Consider the following 15,652-nt stretch of genomic DNA (forward strand, 5'->3'; position numbering starts at 1 on the left):
ACAACCGCCGTGCATACCGCGCAGGTCGGCATCGGCCAGCCGCTCCGGCACGGCCATCCGGCCTGTGCCGTCGTCGATCGTCAATGCCGTCGGCGCAGCCGGGCGGCCGTGGCCAGGATCGGGGTGGTCGCGGCGGTGGCGGCGGCGCCGAATGCGGTGTCGGTGGCCAGGATCCAGCGGACTGTCTTCATGGCCAGGGTGAGGATCTCGCTGCCGCGCTGGCGCATACCTGCCTCGAACCGGCTGACGGCCACGGTGAGAGTGGTGGTGCCGGCGGCGACTTCGCTCAGCTGGTCGAGCAGGCTGGCAGCGTCGCGGATGGCTGCTCCGGCGCCCATTCCGGCGGTCGGTGGTGTCGCGTGGACGGCGTCGCCGAGTGCGGTGATCCGGCCTGCGGGCCAGGGCGCGAGGTCGGGTGCGCGGGTCGAGGCAGCGTTGAAACGGAATGCGGCCACGCTGTGCGGGTCGGCGCGGGCGATGATCTTGAGCGTGTGCTCGGCCCAGCCCCGCGCACGGAACCGGTCCAGCAGCGCGGCCTGCAACTCGCCGTCACGCAAGCCACGTAGGGCGTCGGTGGTTGCGGATTCGGGGAGCATGCCGCCCCAGATGTAGGTGGGTCCGGTGGTGACGGACGTTCGCAGCTCGGGTGCATCGAGCACGGCGTTGCCGACCGGGTCGAGATAGCCGACGTAGAGTGCCGCGCCCCGAGGGCCGATCGCCAGTCCCGACCGTGTTCCGAGCCGCTGTTGTTCACGAGGGCTCAGGTCTGCGAGGGAGGTGCGGCCGGAGAACCCGATGATGCCCGACGGGGTGTTGGTTGGGCCTCCAGCCAGGTGCCGGGCGACGAGGGAGTGGGCACCGTCCGCACCCACCACCAGATCGGCCGTGACGGGTGCGGCATCGGTGAACCGCACCTGGGGTGTGCCGTCTTCGTCATACCCGACGGCGGACACCGTCCGCCCCAGGTGCAGATCACCGCCGACCGCCTCGGCGAGCAGCGTACGCAGGGTGATGCGGTCGATATCGACGCCGGAATCACCGCTGAGATCCGGCCCGTGGCCGAGGAGCCGGCCCCGGTGGTCCCAGAACGCGTCGCGGTCGCGCAGCCGGAGCGCCGAGGCCGACGCCAGCAGACGCTCCATGATCTCCGGCGCGACCAGTTCCTGCAGTGCCGACTGCGCCCGCCCGTCCAGGGTGATGTGGTAGCCGCCCGTCGCCGCGACCTCGGTGTCCCGATCGAACGCCGCCACCTCGAAACCCCGGCGTCGCAACCCCGCGGCCAACGCGACCCCACCGATCCCGCCACCCACCACAACCACACGCATGTCGTCCCCTTTCACCGCCAGTTGGCCTTCTCAGACCGACGATGACACCGGTAGTGGACGCCGAGTGGCCAGCACCGGCCATGATGGGGCGATGGCAAGCACCTCACGACGGGCATTGCGACTGCTGTCCCTTCTCGGATCGCACCGGCAGTGGCCGCTGCGTGAACTGGCCACCAGGCTCGACGTCAGTGAGCGCACGGTTCGCCGCGACATCGAGTCGCTGCGCCAGCTCGACTACCCGATCACCACCATCCACGGCCCCGACGGCGGCTACCGGCTCGGTGCCGGACACACCCTCCCCCGCTGCTGTTCGACGACGATCAGGCCCTTGCGGTCGCGGTGGCCCTGCAGACCGCGCCCAGCACGGTGTTCGGCCTGGGAGACGACGCGGCGAGGGCGCTGGCTGCCCTGGAACAGGTGATGCCCGCTCCGCTGCGGGCGTCCATGCAATCCCTGCGCCTGACCAGGCTGCAGAACTACTGGGAGTTCCCCGCGCCACCCATCGACTCGACCGCGCTCACCGCCGTGGGGGCCTCGGTGCGCCACCGCCATGTGCTCGTCACCGAGACGCTGCGCGCCGACGGCTCACGCCCGGAACCCGGCGACGACGACTTCCTGCCCGCCCGCCGCATCGAACCCCACCACCTGGTCGTCTGGGCCGGTCGGTGGTACCTGGTCGCCTACGACCTCGCAGACCACGAGTGGCGGATGCGCCGTGTCGACCGGCTCCACCCGCGCCCGACAACGCACCGCTTCACCGCACGCGAGCTTCCCGGAGAGGATCTCGCCCAGTTCGTCATGCGCAGCCACGACCGCGGCGACACCCCCGCCGCCTGGCCATGCACCGGCAGTGCCCGACTCGACCTGCCCGCTGACGTCGTCGCCCGCTGGGCGCCAGGCGGCTCGGTCGTCGAACACCTCGACGCCAACCACTGTCGACTCACCCTCGGCGCCTGGTCCTGGGCCGGGATCGCCGGCATCCTCGCCACCTTCGACGCCGAGCTCAGCGACCTCCGCCCGCCCGAACTCGTCCAGGCCGGCCGACGCCTCGCGCGTCGATGGGCCACCATGACAGAGACCGGCGACAGCGACGACCCGGCCCGACTCTCGTAACCAACCGACTCACCAGCGGAGCCGTTGCCGAACTGGCCCTTGGGTGGACGGCGACTGGGCCCGGTCGGCGCGCTCGCTGGGCGGCCGTCACTTGATGGTGGTGTCGCCGAGAGCCTCCAGTACTGGCCGGAGGCTCTCGGCGGCCTTCTCGACCAGATCACGGTCCACATCGGCGAGCAGCCGCGCGTAGTTCGCCAGATGGTCGGTGAAGGCGGCCCGTGTGACCTCCTGCCCGCGCTCGGTGAGGCGAATCTTGACGGTGCGCCGGTCCTCTCCGTCGCGCACTCGTTCCACCAGGCCCTTGGCCTCCATCTTGTCGACGCGATTGGTGATCGTGCCGGAGGTCACCATGGAGGCCTTGAGGAAGGTCCCGGCGGTGAGGGCGTAGGGCGGTCCGGAGCGCTGCAGTGTGCTGAGGATGTCGAACTCGCCGACATCCAGGCCATGTTGGGCCGCGTTCGCCTTGACCGACTTCTCTATCACCACGGCCAGCCGCTGGATCCGCCCGAAGAGCTGCACCGGCCAGAGGTCGTCCTCCACGTCGGCGCGCTCCTTGACCCACTGGTCGACGATCGCGTCCACCGCATCGCTCATCGCGGTCACTCCTCTTGATACAGACTCTCTCGACAGAGACTCTATCAGTCTTACTTTTCTTAGTTTCGAGATACTTGACTCTAAGAGAGTCGAGATGCTCTTATCTCGGTATCGAGATTGTTAAGGTTGAACGACAGGAGCGCACAATGTCGCACCCGGAGCACCTGCAGTACCCCGTTCCCCGCTACCACGGAGACAGGGGCGAGGTGAACGCGTCCTTCCGTCCCGCCGATACCCCGCCGGACCTCACCTCGCCCGGCGGCGACGCCTACCGCTACCTCGCCACGCACGAATCGACCGGCGGCGAGTACGGCCTGTACAAGGTGGACCTGGCGGCACGGGCCGCCGGCGCCAAGTCCCACTTCCACAAGGCGATGTCGGAGTCCTTCTACGTCCTCTCCGGGGAGCTGGAACTCTTCAACGGCGAGAAGTGGGTGACGGGCCGCGCCGGCGACTTCCTGTATGTGCCGGTCGGCGGCCTGCACGCCTTCAAGAACGTGACCGACGAGCCCATGTCGATGCTCATGCTCTTCTCCCCGGGCGCCCCGCGCGAGGAGTTCTTCGAAAGGGTCGCGGAGATGTCACAGCGCGGCAGCGCGGAACTCAAGGAGTTCCGCGTGCGGCACGACAGCTACTTCGAGGAGGACTTCGAGAAGGGCTATGAGAAGGACTCCGAGGAGGGCTTCGGGTCGGGGGACGCCGTGATGGACCGCCGTTGAGAGTCTGAAGGGCTCGCACGACCCGTCCCCCATCGCGTCCACCGTGCCCACGGCCGTGTCCGGGACGGAGCACGGCGGCAACCACGACGGCAACCACGAACGCGAACGCACCCTTGAATCGACGAGTCCGCCGGGCGCATCGTCGCGGAGGATGACTGGGCTTCCGCCGCTTGCACGATCAACGTCGCACAGCTCTCGTGCCGGCGGCTCATACAAGTGTGCCGCTCAGTCTGACGGCCAGCGTCAGATGGTGTCTGAGGATGGGTCACATGAACCTCCACATGCCCTCCCCTCCCACCAAATCCGCGGCGGAACCTGCCCGTTGGGCGGTCTGGGCCGCACATCTGACCACGCTGGTGGTGCTGCCCAGTGGGCTGTGGCGCATCGCCATGGTGCTCGGATTCCCCGCCGGCTACACCGCGGCGGGCTTCGTCCCCTTCGAGACGCTCGGTTCCAAGGCATGGATGCTGACGCTCAGCGTGCTCTGCGAGCTGGTCGCCTTCCTGACGATCGGCCTGGTACGACCGTGGGGCGAGGTCATCCCCCGCTGGATCCCGCTGATCGGAGGGCGCAGGGTCCGTCCCATGGCCGTTGTCGTCCCTGCTGCCCTGGGCGCGGTCGCTCTGACCGCGCTCTGGGCCAACGTCCCTTGGTGGTGGACGTATCCGCACGCGGACATGACACCCACCGGACACCTGCTCGTCGGCGCTCTCTACCAGCCGATGGTCCTCTGGGGCCCGCTGACCGCAGCCGTCACGATCTCCTACTACCGCCGTCATCGCGCCGCGCAGCGCCTGGCATCGACCACCTGAGGGCCCCGGACGCCAGGCAAGCGGCTGGAATCGGTGACGAACGGGCTGGGTTCGTCGACGACGGACAGTTTCGGAGGCAGTTGGCGGCCCGTCGGCTCGGAGATGTGGATGAGACATGACGGCGGTGACGTGACCGCAAACGCCGGGCGGCCAGCCCTCCGCCAGGGCGGCCGACCATCAAGTCAGTGAGCACGGCGGTGAGCTGCGGCTGGTCGCTTCAGCCGGCCGGGAGACGGCGAGAGTCCTCTGGGACTCTCAGCACACTCGCTCGTATTCGACCTGGTCAAGGGGGTTCCCATCGCCAAAGTCGTGGGTGCGTACGGTGCCGCGCTCGGTGAAGCCGCACTTGGTGTAGAAGTGACGGGATCGTGGGGTGTCACGCAGTGTCCACAGGTGCACCCTGGTGAACCCGTCGTTGCGCAGGTGACGCAGCGTCTCGGTCATCAACGCGGCGGCGACGCCACTGCCCCAGCTGTCGGGGTGACTGTAGAAGGTGAGGATCTCGGCAAGACCCGGCCGAGTCGAGGATGGGCCGAAGGCGGACATCGCCAGGGGACGGCTGTCGTGTTCGGCCAGCAGGATCACCCCTGCTCCCTGTGCGAGCCTTTCGTGCCATCGTGTTCGTCTGCTCTGGACCGCCCGCGTGGCGAACTCCGGAGCGAAGAAGGGGGCATAAGCCGCCTCCCAGGCTGCGGCGTGGATCTCGCCGAGGATGTCCCCGTCGTACTGGCCGGCGCGGCGAACCGTGAACATCCGAGCAGCCTATCGGCAATGCCTTCCAGACCGCTCCGATTCAGACGCTGCCGGGCACCCTCAGGAATTCGAGGTGCCCGCCAGCATTCTGCACGGATGGGGTGCAGCCACGGTTCCCGCACGATCGCTGCTCTCAAGTACGCGCAAGTACGCGGCAGTCAGGCGTCCGGGATGGTGTCCTGGTCAGGTTCGCGCTGGAGTAGCCGCTGCAGTGCCGCGACGTGGCGGCTGTAGCGGGCCTGGCCCAGCGGGGTCATGCGGAACCAGGTGCGCGGGCGTCGCCCGACCCCGCCCTTGCGGATCTCGATGTAGCCCGCGTCCTCCAAGGCGCGGCTGTGCTTGGACACCATCGAATCGCTCAACCCCGTCGCCTCCCGGACCGTGCGGAACTCCACCCACTGCGAGCCTGCGGCCAGCAGCGCACAGATCGACAGCTTCGGCAGCACATGGATCACGGGGTCCAACCCCTCGGGTGTGCCGGTCACCGCCGCTGGCCCCCAGTCAGGATGTCGCCACGGATCCCCGCAGTCATCCAGGTCAGCAGGAGCGCCATCACCCCTCCCGCGACCACCGCGAACACGACCGCCGCCCATGCGGCGCCGCTCGACGAACCGCCCAGCCAGCCCAGCCCGAACACCACCGCCATACTTCCCAGGCACATCAGGACGAACGCGGGAAAGCGCCAACGCAGCGACGGGTACAACGCGAACGGCGATACATCCCACCGATTCACCCCAGACCGCACGGAGAACACCGCGACCAACGCCAAGAACAGCAGACCACCAACCTGGCCGTACGACAGGTCCGGAATGCCCAGACGCCGGTAGCCGGCCGCAGGGAAATCACCGCCTACCGCGAGCGCCCAGGACACCGCGCTCAACACCGGAAACCACCAGCCCAGCCGAACCCGCGCAGCTGCGGCCTGGCGCTGACGAGCCACAACCTCCATGCCCATCCGGTACTCGTCCATCCGCTCACTCCCGCACGCAAGGTCACTTTCCAAGTGGAAAGTACTTTCTCGACTTCATCTTTGACAACCCGAGCCCGAAGAGGCCCCAGTCGCGACGCCGTTGCCATGGATCGCCAACTGGACCTCAGCGGTGGCCTTCGACGGTGTCGACGTTGGTCCAGGCGGTCGCGAGTGCCGTGTCGGCGGCGTCGAGGATCTTGCCGAAGACATGGGCGACGACCGGCTTGGCGAGTGCCCGGGTGAGGGCGGCGCCGACGAGGGGAAGGGGGACCTGGAAGGCGGTGGTCCAGGCGACGAGGGTGCCGCCGGACACCTCGGTGAAGGTCATCCGGCCCAGTTCGTGCCGAGCCGGCGGGAAGCTGCGTTCGACGACGTAGTCGAAGTCATACGGCGGGTTGTAGGTGGTGATCCGTTCGCGGAACCAGCCGATCGCCCACGTGTGCAGCCGGACGGCGTCCACTCCGTAGGGTGCGTTCTGTCCCGGTCGGGCCAACCGTGCCTTGAGGACGAACGGTGTACGGGTGTAGTTGGTGGTGGTGGCGCACCAGCCGAACACGTCGGCGATCGGCGCCGCGATGACGCGTTGCACGGTCAAGGTTTCCATGAGCCGTCCCTTCTCGTGGCTGGCGAGCGCGGAACGACGGCCTCGCCGAGGTCGCCGGGATTGCGCCTCTGTTCTCCAGAGAGACCCGGCAGGGCCCGCAACTGTGACGCCGTCTCCAGTGACGTGCACCACTCCGGATTCGCAGTGCCGGCCGCGGATGGGGGTGGGGCGTTGGCGAGGCGGGCGCATCGGCGGCCGTCCGGCCCCATGGGCACCCACCCCGCCCGCAGTCTCAGGCCGGCCTCGACCAAGTTCTCCCGGAGGGGCGGAGCGCGCGTTCGCGGGTGCCGCGGGCCGGACGCGGTCGCCCCGTCGAACATGCCACGCTCCCCGGTACTGCGGAACGAATGCCCCAGGCCGCCCCCACGGCGGCGGCGATACGGAGGTGGGCGCCTCATGCGGCCGCATCCGCACGAGGCTGCCCGGGTGCTTCAGTTGAGTTCCGCCTCAGCGGAAGGCGTCGATGTTGCGGGCGACCCAGCTGTGGAAGGGGCGCGGGGCGCGGCCGAGGACTCGTTCCACGTCCGGGCTGATCCGCAGTTCGGCCGGGTTCGGAGCGGAGATGATGTCCAGGGTGTCGTCGGCGAGTTCCACCGGTACGAACCGGGTCATCGTGGCCTTGGCCTGGTCGCGGGTGAGTTCGTGGAACCGTACGGGCGAGCCGAGCGCGGCGGCGATCGCCTCCGTCTGCTGACGCGGCGTGATCACCTCCGGCCCGGTCAGCTCGTACACCCTGCCGGTGTGCCGGTCGTCCAGCAGGCAGGCCGCCGCGACCTCGGCGATGTCCGCCGGGTCGATGACCGGCACCCCTACGTCGCCGAAGGGCGCGGCGACCGTCCCCTGCGTGCGGACGGACTCCGCCCAGGCAAAGGCGTTGGAGGCGAAACCGCCTGGTCGCAGGACGGCCCAGTCCAGGCCGGACTCCCCCAACGCGTCCTCCACCGCACGCATCGCGACCCGCGACGGGCCGAGCGGCCTGGTCGCCACGCCCTGCGAAGACAGCAGGACCACCCGGCGGACCCCGCTGGCCGCGGCCAGGCCGATGATGTCGGTCGGCCTGGCTGCGGGGGCGTGCAGGTCGCCGGACAACAGGAGGAACAGCGCCTTCGCCCCGTCCAACGCGGTTGTGAGGCTTGTCAGTTCGGCCAGATCGGCCGCCACGTGTCGGACCCCTTCCGGCATCGCCGCCGGGCGCCGCGACACCGCCGTCACCTGCTCGCCCGCCTCGGCCAGGGCCTGCGTCAGGGGTCGGCCCACATTCCCGGTAGCCCCGGCCACCACGATCATGTTCAGCTCCTAGTCCGTTGTGTACTACGGCAATCGACGCTAGGAGTCGGGCTCACTTTTCGTAAGGACATACCCAGAGGTAAGCTCCGGACATGAAGGAAGGTGCGCAGCTGGCACAGGCTGAGGCGGGCAATCGGTATGAGGTGTTTCACACCGACTGCCCCGCGCGTGACGTGGTCGACCACGTGACCAGCAGATGGGGTATCTGGGTGCTGATCTCGTTGCGGAGCAACGACCTTCGCTTCTACGAGCTGCGCGAGAGCATCCAGGGCATCAGCGAGAAGATGCTCGCTCAGACCCTGCGCGCACTGGTCCAGGACGGCCTGGTCTGGCGGGAGGTCGAGCCGACGACGCCACCCCAAGTCACCTACGGACTGTCCGAGTTCGGTCGGGAAGTCGGCGAGCCACTGACGGACTTGTTCAACCGGATCACACAGCACCTACCGCCGCGAATCCCGGGATAGTGCGGTAGCGGTCGACCTCGAAGGCGAATCCAGCGTGGCCAAGTGGCCTGGTGGCCTGGTGGCCTGGTGGCCTAGTGGCTTACGTTGATGCGTCGGCGGTAGCCGGTGCGACTGTCGGGGATCGGCCCGGCGGTCTTGCGCCATACGTACGGGCGGGGGTTCGCGTTCCAGTCCTCGATCCGAGCACGGATCAGCTGGATCCGAAGCCTTCACACCAGCAGGCCACCGCATTGGCTGCGCACAGGGAGATCGAGGATGATGCCAGCGGTTCCGGTTAATCGGCAATCGGCTTAGATCACCGTACGGGCTCCTCACGGATGTAGCCCTGGTCGATGAGCCACTGCACCGAGATGCCCTCCGGGAGTAGGAACTGCGTTCCGCCCCCAGGCTGCTCGAACCAGGGAGCGACCTTGCCGCTCCGGATGAAGCCGTACTTGTCGACGTGCTCCTGGCTCCATGGTCGGATCCAGCCGTACACGTGGTATCCGCACGCCAGGTAGGTGGGAGGCAGGGAACGCTGGGCGAATGGCGTCCCCTTCGGGTGCGCGAACCTCCCCAGCGGACTCCCGAACCGGTCCCACATCTCCGCTCCTCCCACCGTCCGCTTCTTGCCCCTTCCGCGCCGCCACAGCCTGACCCGCCCCCCGACCGGATAGGCGTCCACGTCCTGAAGGCGCACCCCCGGACACTGTTGCGGGATCTGCGCCCGGAACCTGTCCGCCCACTCGGGTCGGACCAGCCCCAGCAGTTGGACCTGCCTGGCCAGCCACCCCACCCGGGTGTCGCCGCAGCCGGGCAGCAGACCGCGGTGGCCGAGCTCCCAGCGGGACGCGGCGTCACGGGTGGTGTGCAGCGCCGCCCAGTACAGAAACTCGTCCAGGTCCCCGGCTGTGCGGCGCTCCACTTCCTTGTTGCGCTCCAGCACCACCCAGTGGACGGCGCCGTCGTGGACTTCGGCATGAGGGTAGCCGGCATCGGGAGGGCCGTCGCCGACGACGTCCGCGCCGTCGAGCCCTTCGATGCCCGACAGCATGCTCCGGACAGCGACGTAGACACCCTCAAGAGTTATCGTCATGCAGACGATTATGTCATCGCGTATGACCCCTCTCAATGTGGACTCGACCACACGGCAGCCGGCATGCCCGCACTCCGCCCCGGTCTGCGGCTCGCCGGCCACCCCTGACTTGCGCCGCAGGAATCGATCTCCTTGCCCCGAAGCCCCCACCCCGCCACATGACCGCAACTCCGGACAGGCCCTGTACGCGACGAGGGCAGCGTGGCCTTGTTGACGTAAGCCAGGGCGGCGGTCACGTCCCGCAGCCGACCCTTGGCGTGCTCATCTGCCGCGCCCGCGGGAGGACTTCAAGCGTCTACATGCTTGTAGTAGATTGCGCGCCGCCAACTACTGCCGAAGCAGGGAGAGGCCATGGGACCTACGTTGATCAACGGGATACCCGCGCATGTGCTCTTCGTTCACGTCGTGGTCGTGCTCGTGCCGCTCACCGCGCTTGCGCTGCTGGCCTGCGCTGTCTGGCCCCAGCAGGCCCGACGGTTCGGGCCTACCCTTCCGGTGCTGGCCGCGGTGACACTTGTCAGCGTGCCGATCACCACCCACGCAGGAGAGTGGCTCAAGCATCACGTCGCCAACGATCCTCTGGTACGCCAACATGCAGAGCTGGGCGATGGCCTGTTGCCTTGGGTGGTGGGCCTGTTCGCGTTGGCGGTGGCCCTGTGGTGGACGCAACGCCGCACCAGGGCGGCTTCCCAGGCTGACACTGCGGCAGTGGACGAGGAGGTACGGCCGGGAGCGCGCGCACGAGGCGCGCTCAGGGTGGCGGCCGTGGTGCTGTCGCTGGCGCTGGGGGCCGGCGCGGTTGTGCAGACCTACCGCATCGGGGATTCGGGAGCCCGGGCCGCCTGGCACGACAACTTCTCCACCACACGCACGCCTGAACCCGGAAGCCGATGAAAGACCAGTCACGGCCGAAGGCAACAGCAGCTCGTCGAGCAGGACTTCACAGGAAGGGTCGGCGATGCGTCCAAGGCCCCGTACCGCGATCGCACTCGACGGTCCGGGGCCGGGCCCCCGTGGGCTCAGCGAGACCGAAGGTTCTTCAGCGCGAACCCATGGGGCCACCGGCGTGCTTCAGCTCGGCGTATCCGTGGTTCGAGCGAAAGTGAAACACGCGGGTGCCGAGTGAGCCGAAGAGCTTCGGCCGTGACATTCGGCGGAGTCACTCCGGCGCGCCGGGAGGCGGCTCGACACGTGCCAGCCAGGCGGTGAGCAGTGGTTCGAGACGCGCGGCCGCGTCGGGGCCGAGCTCGTCGAGTATGCGGCGTTCATTGCTCATGTGGTCGGTGAAGGCCCGGTCGATCAGCTCCCGCCCCGCCTGGGTGAGTGCGACGACGCGCCCCCGGCCATCCTCGGCGGACCGGCGTCGCGTGACCAGCCCGTTGCGTTCGAGCCGGTCAAGGCGTTTGGTCATCGCGCCCGTGGTGACCATGGTGAACGTGGCCAGCTCGCCCGGGGCGCGCTCGAAGGGGTGCCCGGCCCTCCGGAGCGCCGCCAGGACGTCGAACTCCCCCTCGTTCAATCCGTAACGCTGGTAGACCAGACACAGCTGCTCGGTCAGAAGACTGGCGAGGCGATGGAGTCGGCCGATCACGCCTTGGGGGCTCACATCCACGTCTGGACGCTCGCGAGCCCACTCGGCCTGGATGCGGGCGACGTGATCCTCGTAGTCGTTCATGCCTTCCTTCACGACTTCATCATACCTTCCAGGGAAGCTATATTCCTTCCGTGGAAGCTACTATGCGATGGACACTGGTGACGGCAATCGCTCCGGTCGCTTGGGGGACGAACTACTTCGTCACCCACGAATACCTGCCCACCGACCACCCCCTCTACGGTGCGGCGATCAGGGCTCTGCCCGCAGGGGTCCTGCTGCTGGCGCTGTGCCGGCAGGCGCCCCACGGGACGTGGTGGTGGAAGTCGCTGGTGCTCGGCACCCTCAACGTGGGGTCCTTCTTCACCCTGATCTACCTCGCGGCCCAGCTGCTGCCGACGAGCATCGCCTCCACCATCATGGCGTCCTCACCCGCGGTCTTGATGCTGCTCGCCTGGGCCGTGAACGCAGAACGCCCTTACAGCCTCCCGCTGGTGGGCGTCGGCATCGGTTTCGCAGGCGTATGCCTGATGCTGCTCACCGGCAACGTCACCCTGAACGCACTCGGCGTCCTCGCGTCGGTCACGGCGATGGTGACGTCCTCCTTCGGCTACGTGCTCGCGAAGCGGTGGAGCAGCGAGGTCGATGTCCTCGCCTCGACGTCCTGGCAACTCATTGCCGGCGGCCTGGTCGTGCTTCCGATGGCCGTCGTCCGCGAAGGAGCACCGCCCGACCTCGACGCGGGCGCGATCCTCGGATTCGCCTACGTCACCGTCGTCGCGACAGCCGTCGCCTTCGCCGCCTGGTTTGCCGGCCTGCGTCACCTGCCGGCCGCCACCGTCGGCCTGGTCGGTCTGCTGAACCCGGTCACCGGCGTGCTGCTCGGCACCGTCGTCGCCGAAGAGCCCCTCACCTTGCAGCAGATATGCGGACTGGTTTTGGTCCTGCTCGGGATCGTGCTCGGACAACCCGTCGCCGCCACGGCCGCCACCCACATCCGATCCCGGGCAACCAGGGCACCGTGGCGCAACTCGTAGGCCCTTGCCAAACACCCCTCCGGGCATGTCGTAGGCCCGGCGAGAAGTCGGACAGCGTGGCCCCTCCGATGGTGCGCGCCGGCGCGCAACAGGCACTGCCGGAAGGGGCCTATGGCGTCTGTGCGCGTCGGGCGGGCGACTCGTGCCGTGTCGATCGCCGTTCCGACATGCACGGGCCCCTGGAGCAGTAGGGGCGTTGGGGTCGTCAGGCCGCTTCGGCCGGTGGCCGGTCGTCGATGATGATGCGCGTTACGGGCGGGCAGTCGTTACGGGGTTGGTAGTGGGCGTCGGCTTCGCCGGTGTCGACTTTGCGTAGGGCTACGCCGATGCGTTCGTAGATCCTGCTGGCGAGTTGCCGGGTCCCGGGGATGGCTGCGGGGTCTTGACGGGTGGCGCGTAGTGCGTCGAGTGCGGCGATGAGAGTGCGGCCGGAGATCTCGGCTTGGATGAGGCCACTTTCTTCCCTGACGCCGGCGGGGAGCCGAAAGTGCTGACCGCGGCTGGACTGGCCGACGAGGAAATCCCAGTGGTCCCGATGGCAGATGATCTGGGCATAGGCAATGCCGGCGGCGAGGGTGAGGAGGCACTCGAAGTCATCGGCCTCGGCCGGGGGTTGGGGTGCCTCCTGCGCGGCCGACTTCGTTGCGGGTGCGGGTGGCTCTGGAGTCCTGGCGGCTGCGAGGTCGGCGCGGAGTCCTTCGACGCTGCCGTGGAGTTCGGCGAGCCGGATGAGGATCTGCTGGTCGTCGCGTGAGGGTGTGGCGGGTTGTGGGCGTTGGGTGTCGTTGCGGAGGCCCTGGAGTTCGCTGTGGATGGCGTCGGTTCTGGCGTGAGCGAGGGCCGCGGCGTCGCGTGCCTGCTGGGCTGCGGTCAGTGTGGTTTCGATGGTGGCGCGGAGGCCGGCGAGGCTGCGGTCGAGTGCATCGGTGATTGCCGATTGTGCGTTGCAGATCGCCGTGCGGAGCTCTCCGATGATGCGTTCAGCGCCGAATGCCACGTTCCCCCCTGGTGTTGGTGGCTGTTGTTTCAGCGGGAGGCTCCCCGTCGATCGCTGGGGTGACGCGGCGAGTTTCGGTCGTGGAAATCATTGGAGCGCATTGGTGTGGATGCGGTTGTGTGGAGTGCCGCGTCGGGCTCTTCGACTCGGTGCGCCCCAGGTTGGCGTCTTCGCGCCCGGTCGTCCGCCGCTCTGTCGCTGCAGGCCGTTGTTGACGCTCACGCAACGGGTGCGGGATCGTGGGCTCCGGTGGCGCCTTGGCTGAGCGCCAGCTGCGCCTGCGTGAGCCTGCGGACTGCTTCGGTGAGTTGACTCGAAGGGAGCGTGTACGGCAGCCGGATGTGACGTTCGAAGGCCCCGCCGATTCCGAACCGTGGTCCCGCCGCGATGGTCACTCCGTAGTCCGGCGCGATCGCTGCCAGCCGTGAGCTGATGGGCTCGCGGAACGTTGCCCACAGCGTCACGCCTCCAGCCGGTTGCGGTGCGTGGAGGTCGGGCAACTGCTCGGTGAGTGCTTGCCGTAGTGCGTCGCGTTGCGATCGCAGTTGCCGGAGCGCGTCGGGCCGTTCGGTCTGACGCTCATTCAGGAGGACGGCCGTGGCCAACTGTTCGACGACAGGGGTGCCGAGGTCCGTGGCGGGGCGGGCTTTTTCGAGGCGCTGCAGGAGTGAGGGGAAGGCGCGGATCCAGCCGATGCGGAGGCCGCCCCAGACGCTCTTGGAAACCGAGCCGACGCTGACGGCGGTCGGATGTCCTGCGGGAGGCGCACCGTCGCCCTGGCGCGCGCCCTCGTGGCGAGGTAGCCGTGCTCGACCAGCGTGCGGTATGCGGCACCGACGGTGGTTCTGCTGGTGCCGAGCACGGCGGCGAGGTCGCGTTCGCTCGGCAGTGCCGCCCCGAGGGAGAGACGTCCGTCCAGGATCAGCAGCCGCAGCCTGTCGGAGAGGCGCTGGTGCGCCGGCCCGGGCCCCTCCTGCCAGGTCCCCATCATGCGCGCCACCGCGTACGAACTGATCTTCACCGAGCCAGCCCAATCAATCTGGCTATGGAATCCGAGTCCAGTTGGCGTCAAGGCTTGCGCCATGGCTCCTCCTGCTTCCCGCGCCCAACTGTCCTTCTCGGCCCGTCACGACCGCCCTGTGATCATCCGCATGAACGCCTTCGCCCAAGTTCGCGCAGGCCGAGCGGGGCGTCGCGTTCCCCAGCTCCTGATCGGCTTGGTGGGATACGGCGCCGCCGTCATGGTGCTCGTCCAATCCGGTCTCGGCACAGCCAGCTGGAGCGTACTCACGGACGGCGCGGCGAAGACTCTCGGCATCTCATTCGGATGGGCCACGAACCTGATCTCGCTCATAGTGCTTCTCGCCTGGATACCCCTGCGCGAACTGCCAGGACTTGGCACGCTCCTCAACGTCGCGATCGTCGGCTTCGCCGCAGACGCGACCGCGGCGGTGCTCCCTTCCCCTCAGGGGACACTTGCCGAGAGCGGTTACCTGGTAGTCGGCCTCGCCGCGCTGGCCTTCTTTGACGCGCTCTACCTCGGCGCACAGTTCGGGTCGGGACCACGTGACGGCATCATGACCGGCCTTGTTCGACTCACCCGCCTACCCGTCGCGGTGGTGCGCACCGGCATCGACGTCGCCGTCGCCGGCATCGGCTGGGCTCTCGGTGGAAGCTTCGGGGCCGGGACGGTACTCGTCGCCCTGTGCATGGGGCCTCTCGTCGGCTACTTTTTGCCGCTTCTGACTGTTCACCTCCCCGCTGCTACGACAGACGAACAGTGCGGCCGGTGATCGCCAGTACCGCGTCGCTTCACCGGAACGCTCCGCTGTCCGTGGAAAGCCGACGCCGGTTGGTTGAACGCTGCAAACGCGCCCCCTCGCACACGCGGCCGCTGAGATAGACGGGCATCTCCCGGGCACGTGCGTCGAAGTAGGTGAACCGGTACCGGCGCTACGGCGCACTCGGACTGCACGACCGGGCATCCACCCCGCCCACAGCCCACGGGCGACGCCTACCTCAGTGATCGAGAAGATCGAAGTCTGGCGGCGGCAGGAGAAGCGGTCCGCGCGGCGCATCACTCATGAGCCGGCCGAGAGCACCGCTCGTTGGCCCGGGCACATGGTGCACCTGGACATCAAGGAGGTCGGGCGCATTCCCAACGGGGGTGGCCGGCGCATCCACGGTCGCGACTCAGAGCAGGCCAAGGCCGTTCACGCAGTTCACCGAGCACGGGGTTCCCAAGCAGTTGCCGAGCGGTTGCCGAGCAGTTGCCGAGCATTGGCGGGCCGCACCACATCGAGACTTCATC

At 68.4% G+C, this 15,652-nt stretch carries 20 protein-coding genes and 1 pseudogene; 9 read left to right on the forward strand and 12 right to left on the reverse strand.

Annotation, left to right across the window (positions count from 1 at the left end; all coding sequences use genetic code 11):
• Positions 1 to 80: 80 nt before the first annotated feature.
• The gene (locus JNO44_RS06780) at positions 81 to 1,325 is read right to left on the reverse strand and encodes an FAD-dependent oxidoreductase (protein ID WP_205362251.1); all 1,245 of its coding nucleotides are present in this window, start codon (positions 1,323 to 1,325) and stop codon (positions 81 to 83) included.
• A gap of 91 nt (positions 1,326 to 1,416) precedes the next feature.
• Between JNO44_RS06780 and JNO44_RS44775 the strand changes: the two genes are divergently transcribed.
• Together JNO44_RS44775 and JNO44_RS06785 are read left to right on the forward strand one after the other, a co-directional pair.
• Positions 1,417 to 1,746 carry a helix-turn-helix transcriptional regulator gene (locus JNO44_RS44775; RefSeq protein ID WP_338058558.1) on the forward strand — a complete coding sequence of 110 codons (330 nt, stop codon included), beginning with the start codon at positions 1,417 to 1,419 and terminating at the stop codon, positions 1,744 to 1,746.
• Positions 1,665 to 2,438: a helix-turn-helix transcriptional regulator gene (locus tag JNO44_RS06785; protein ID WP_338058559.1), complete on the forward strand. Its 774-nt coding sequence runs from the start codon at positions 1,665 to 1,667 to the stop codon at positions 2,436 to 2,438. Before JNO44_RS44775 ends, JNO44_RS06785 begins: the two co-directional genes overlap by 82 nt.
• An 87-nt stretch (positions 2,439 to 2,525) precedes the next feature.
• Here the strand turns inward: JNO44_RS06785 and JNO44_RS06790 are convergent, their stop codons facing one another.
• Positions 2,526 to 3,032: a MarR family winged helix-turn-helix transcriptional regulator gene (locus tag JNO44_RS06790; RefSeq protein ID WP_205362252.1), complete on the reverse strand. Its 507-nt coding sequence runs from the start codon at positions 3,030 to 3,032 to the stop codon at positions 2,526 to 2,528.
• Positions 3,033 to 3,178: 146 nt separating this feature from the next.
• On the opposite strand from JNO44_RS06790, the gene JNO44_RS06795 reads away from it, so the two are divergent.
• Both JNO44_RS06795 and JNO44_RS06800 read left to right on the forward strand, forming a co-directional pair.
• Entirely contained in the window at positions 3,179 to 3,751 is a 573-nt protein-coding gene (locus tag JNO44_RS06795; RefSeq protein WP_205362253.1) for a cupin domain-containing protein, read from the forward strand.
• 269 nt (positions 3,752 to 4,020) lie between these two features.
• Positions 4,021 to 4,563 carry a hypothetical protein gene (locus JNO44_RS06800; protein ID WP_205362254.1) on the forward strand — a complete coding sequence of 181 codons (543 nt, stop codon included), beginning with the start codon at positions 4,021 to 4,023 and terminating at the stop codon, positions 4,561 to 4,563.
• Positions 4,564 to 4,818: 255 nt separating this feature from the next.
• Here JNO44_RS06800 and JNO44_RS06805 read toward each other — a convergent pair whose 3' ends face one another.
• The 5 genes from JNO44_RS06805 to JNO44_RS06825 all read right to left on the reverse strand — a co-directional run bounded on the left by JNO44_RS06805 (position 4,819) and on the right by JNO44_RS06825 (position 8,177).
• Positions 4,819 to 5,316 (reverse strand): GNAT family N-acetyltransferase, encoded by a 498-nt coding sequence (locus JNO44_RS06805; RefSeq protein WP_205362255.1) that lies wholly within the window; start codon positions 5,314 to 5,316, stop codon positions 4,819 to 4,821.
• A 158-nt stretch (positions 5,317 to 5,474) separates the two neighbouring features.
• A complete protein-coding gene (locus JNO44_RS06810) occupies positions 5,475 to 5,801 on the reverse strand; it encodes a winged helix-turn-helix domain-containing protein (RefSeq protein ID WP_240167461.1) in 327 nt (108 codons plus the stop codon).
• Positions 5,798 to 6,286: a hypothetical protein gene (locus JNO44_RS06815; protein ID WP_205362258.1), complete on the reverse strand. Its 489-nt coding sequence runs from the start codon at positions 6,284 to 6,286 to the stop codon at positions 5,798 to 5,800. The genes JNO44_RS06810 and JNO44_RS06815 overlap by 4 nt, the downstream gene beginning before the upstream one ends.
• 124 nt (positions 6,287 to 6,410) lie before the next feature.
• Entirely contained in the window at positions 6,411 to 6,890 is a 480-nt protein-coding gene (locus tag JNO44_RS06820; protein WP_205362259.1) for an SRPBCC family protein, read from the reverse strand.
• A gap of 447 nt (positions 6,891 to 7,337) precedes the next feature.
• Positions 7,338 to 8,177, reverse strand: coding sequence for an SDR family oxidoreductase (locus JNO44_RS06825; RefSeq protein ID WP_205362260.1), 840 nt, complete (start codon positions 8,175 to 8,177; stop codon positions 7,338 to 7,340).
• 92 nt (positions 8,178 to 8,269) lie between these two features.
• On the opposite strand from JNO44_RS06825, the gene JNO44_RS06830 reads away from it, so the two are divergent.
• Complete coding sequence (locus JNO44_RS06830) at positions 8,270 to 8,641, forward strand: winged helix-turn-helix transcriptional regulator (RefSeq protein ID WP_205362262.1); 372 nt, start codon at positions 8,270 to 8,272, stop codon at positions 8,639 to 8,641.
• A gap of 295 nt (positions 8,642 to 8,936) precedes the next feature.
• Here JNO44_RS06830 and JNO44_RS06835 read toward each other — a convergent pair whose 3' ends face one another.
• Positions 8,937 to 9,716 carry an Imm63 family immunity protein gene (locus tag JNO44_RS06835; protein ID WP_205362271.1) on the reverse strand — a complete coding sequence of 260 codons (780 nt, stop codon included), beginning with the start codon at positions 9,714 to 9,716 and terminating at the stop codon, positions 8,937 to 8,939.
• A 351-nt stretch (positions 9,717 to 10,067) separates the two neighbouring features.
• On the opposite strand from JNO44_RS06835, the gene JNO44_RS06840 reads away from it, so the two are divergent.
• Complete coding sequence (locus JNO44_RS06840) at positions 10,068 to 10,610, forward strand: DUF2231 domain-containing protein (protein ID WP_205362272.1); 543 nt, start codon at positions 10,068 to 10,070, stop codon at positions 10,608 to 10,610.
• 265 nt (positions 10,611 to 10,875) lie between these two features.
• Here the strand turns inward: JNO44_RS06840 and JNO44_RS06845 are convergent, their stop codons facing one another.
• Entirely contained in the window at positions 10,876 to 11,391 is a 516-nt protein-coding gene (locus JNO44_RS06845) for a MarR family winged helix-turn-helix transcriptional regulator (RefSeq protein ID WP_205369444.1), read from the reverse strand.
• 62 nt (positions 11,392 to 11,453) lie between these two features.
• On the opposite strand from JNO44_RS06845, the gene JNO44_RS06850 reads away from it, so the two are divergent.
• Positions 11,454 to 12,344: a DMT family transporter gene (locus JNO44_RS06850; protein WP_205362274.1), complete on the forward strand. Its 891-nt coding sequence runs from the start codon at positions 11,454 to 11,456 to the stop codon at positions 12,342 to 12,344.
• Positions 12,345 to 12,549: 205 nt separating this feature from the next.
• Here JNO44_RS06850 and JNO44_RS06855 read toward each other — a convergent pair whose 3' ends face one another.
• The 3 genes from JNO44_RS06855 to JNO44_RS43200 form a co-directional block, all read right to left on the reverse strand.
• Positions 12,550 to 13,341 (reverse strand): hypothetical protein, encoded by a 792-nt coding sequence (locus tag JNO44_RS06855; protein WP_240167462.1) that lies wholly within the window; start codon positions 13,339 to 13,341, stop codon positions 12,550 to 12,552.
• Positions 13,342 to 13,559: 218 nt separating this feature from the next.
• Positions 13,560 to 14,036, reverse strand: a complete 477-nt coding sequence (locus JNO44_RS43195) for an aminotransferase-like domain-containing protein (RefSeq protein ID WP_240167949.1) — start codon at positions 14,034 to 14,036, stop codon at positions 13,560 to 13,562.
• Complete coding sequence (locus tag JNO44_RS43200; RefSeq protein ID WP_338058609.1) at positions 13,925 to 14,425, reverse strand: GntR family transcriptional regulator; 501 nt, start codon at positions 14,423 to 14,425, stop codon at positions 13,925 to 13,927. Before JNO44_RS43200 ends, JNO44_RS43195 begins: the two co-directional genes overlap by 112 nt.
• Here JNO44_RS43200 and yczE point away from each other — a divergent pair.
• Together yczE and JNO44_RS43205 are read left to right on the forward strand one after the other, a co-directional pair.
• A complete protein-coding gene (yczE, locus tag JNO44_RS06865; protein ID WP_235092554.1) occupies positions 14,331 to 15,134 on the forward strand; it encodes a membrane protein YczE in 804 nt (267 codons plus the stop codon). The genes JNO44_RS43200 and yczE overlap by 95 nt on opposite strands.
• Positions 15,134 to 15,552 (forward strand): annotated as a pseudogene (locus JNO44_RS43205) (leucine zipper domain-containing protein); the annotation flags it as partial. The gene yczE and the pseudogene JNO44_RS43205, both read left to right, overlap by 1 nt.
• Between the last annotated feature and the right edge of the window lie 100 nt (positions 15,553 to 15,652).

Source organism: Streptomyces noursei (assembly GCF_016917755.1).
GTDB classification, from domain to species: Bacteria; Actinomycetota; Actinomycetes; order Streptomycetales; family Streptomycetaceae; genus Streptomyces; species Streptomyces yunnanensis.

Excerpts from the sequence above, each read along its gene's own strand:
- JNO44_RS06835 (WP_205362271.1), bottom strand. The coding sequence starts at position 9,716 with ATGACGATAACTCTTGAGGGTGTCTACGTCGCTGTCCGGAGCATGCTG.
- JNO44_RS06820 (WP_205362259.1), bottom strand. The coding sequence starts at position 6,890 with ATGGAAACCTTGACCGTGCAACGCGTCATCGCGGCGCCGATCGCCGAC.
- JNO44_RS06780 (WP_205362251.1), bottom strand. The coding sequence starts at position 1,325 with ATGCGTGTGGTTGTGGTGGGTGGCGGGATCGGTGGGGTCGCGTTGGCC.
- JNO44_RS06805 (WP_205362255.1), bottom strand. The coding sequence starts at position 5,316 with ATGTTCACGGTTCGCCGCGCCGGCCAGTACGACGGGGACATCCTCGGC.
- JNO44_RS06800 (WP_205362254.1), top strand. The coding sequence starts at position 4,021 with ATGAACCTCCACATGCCCTCCCCTCCCACCAAATCCGCGGCGGAACCT.
- JNO44_RS06825 (WP_205362260.1), bottom strand. The coding sequence starts at position 8,177 with ATGATCGTGGTGGCCGGGGCTACCGGGAATGTGGGCCGACCCCTGACG.
- yczE (WP_235092554.1), top strand. The coding sequence starts at position 14,331 with ATGCGCGCCACCGCGTACGAACTGATCTTCACCGAGCCAGCCCAATCA.
- JNO44_RS06840 (WP_205362272.1), top strand. The coding sequence starts at position 10,068 with ATGGGACCTACGTTGATCAACGGGATACCCGCGCATGTGCTCTTCGTT.
- JNO44_RS44775 (WP_338058558.1), top strand. The coding sequence starts at position 1,417 with ATGGCAAGCACCTCACGACGGGCATTGCGACTGCTGTCCCTTCTCGGA.
- JNO44_RS06830 (WP_205362262.1), top strand. The coding sequence starts at position 8,270 with ATGAAGGAAGGTGCGCAGCTGGCACAGGCTGAGGCGGGCAATCGGTAT.
- JNO44_RS06815 (WP_205362258.1), bottom strand. The coding sequence starts at position 6,286 with ATGGACGAGTACCGGATGGGCATGGAGGTTGTGGCTCGTCAGCGCCAG.
- JNO44_RS43200 (WP_338058609.1), bottom strand. The coding sequence starts at position 14,425 with ATGGCGCAAGCCTTGACGCCAACTGGACTCGGATTCCATAGCCAGATT.
- JNO44_RS06795 (WP_205362253.1), top strand. The coding sequence starts at position 3,179 with ATGTCGCACCCGGAGCACCTGCAGTACCCCGTTCCCCGCTACCACGGA.
- JNO44_RS06845 (WP_205369444.1), bottom strand. The coding sequence starts at position 11,391 with ATGAACGACTACGAGGATCACGTCGCCCGCATCCAGGCCGAGTGGGCT.
- JNO44_RS06850 (WP_205362274.1), top strand. The coding sequence starts at position 11,454 with ATGCGATGGACACTGGTGACGGCAATCGCTCCGGTCGCTTGGGGGACG.
- JNO44_RS06790 (WP_205362252.1), bottom strand. The coding sequence starts at position 3,032 with ATGAGCGATGCGGTGGACGCGATCGTCGACCAGTGGGTCAAGGAGCGC.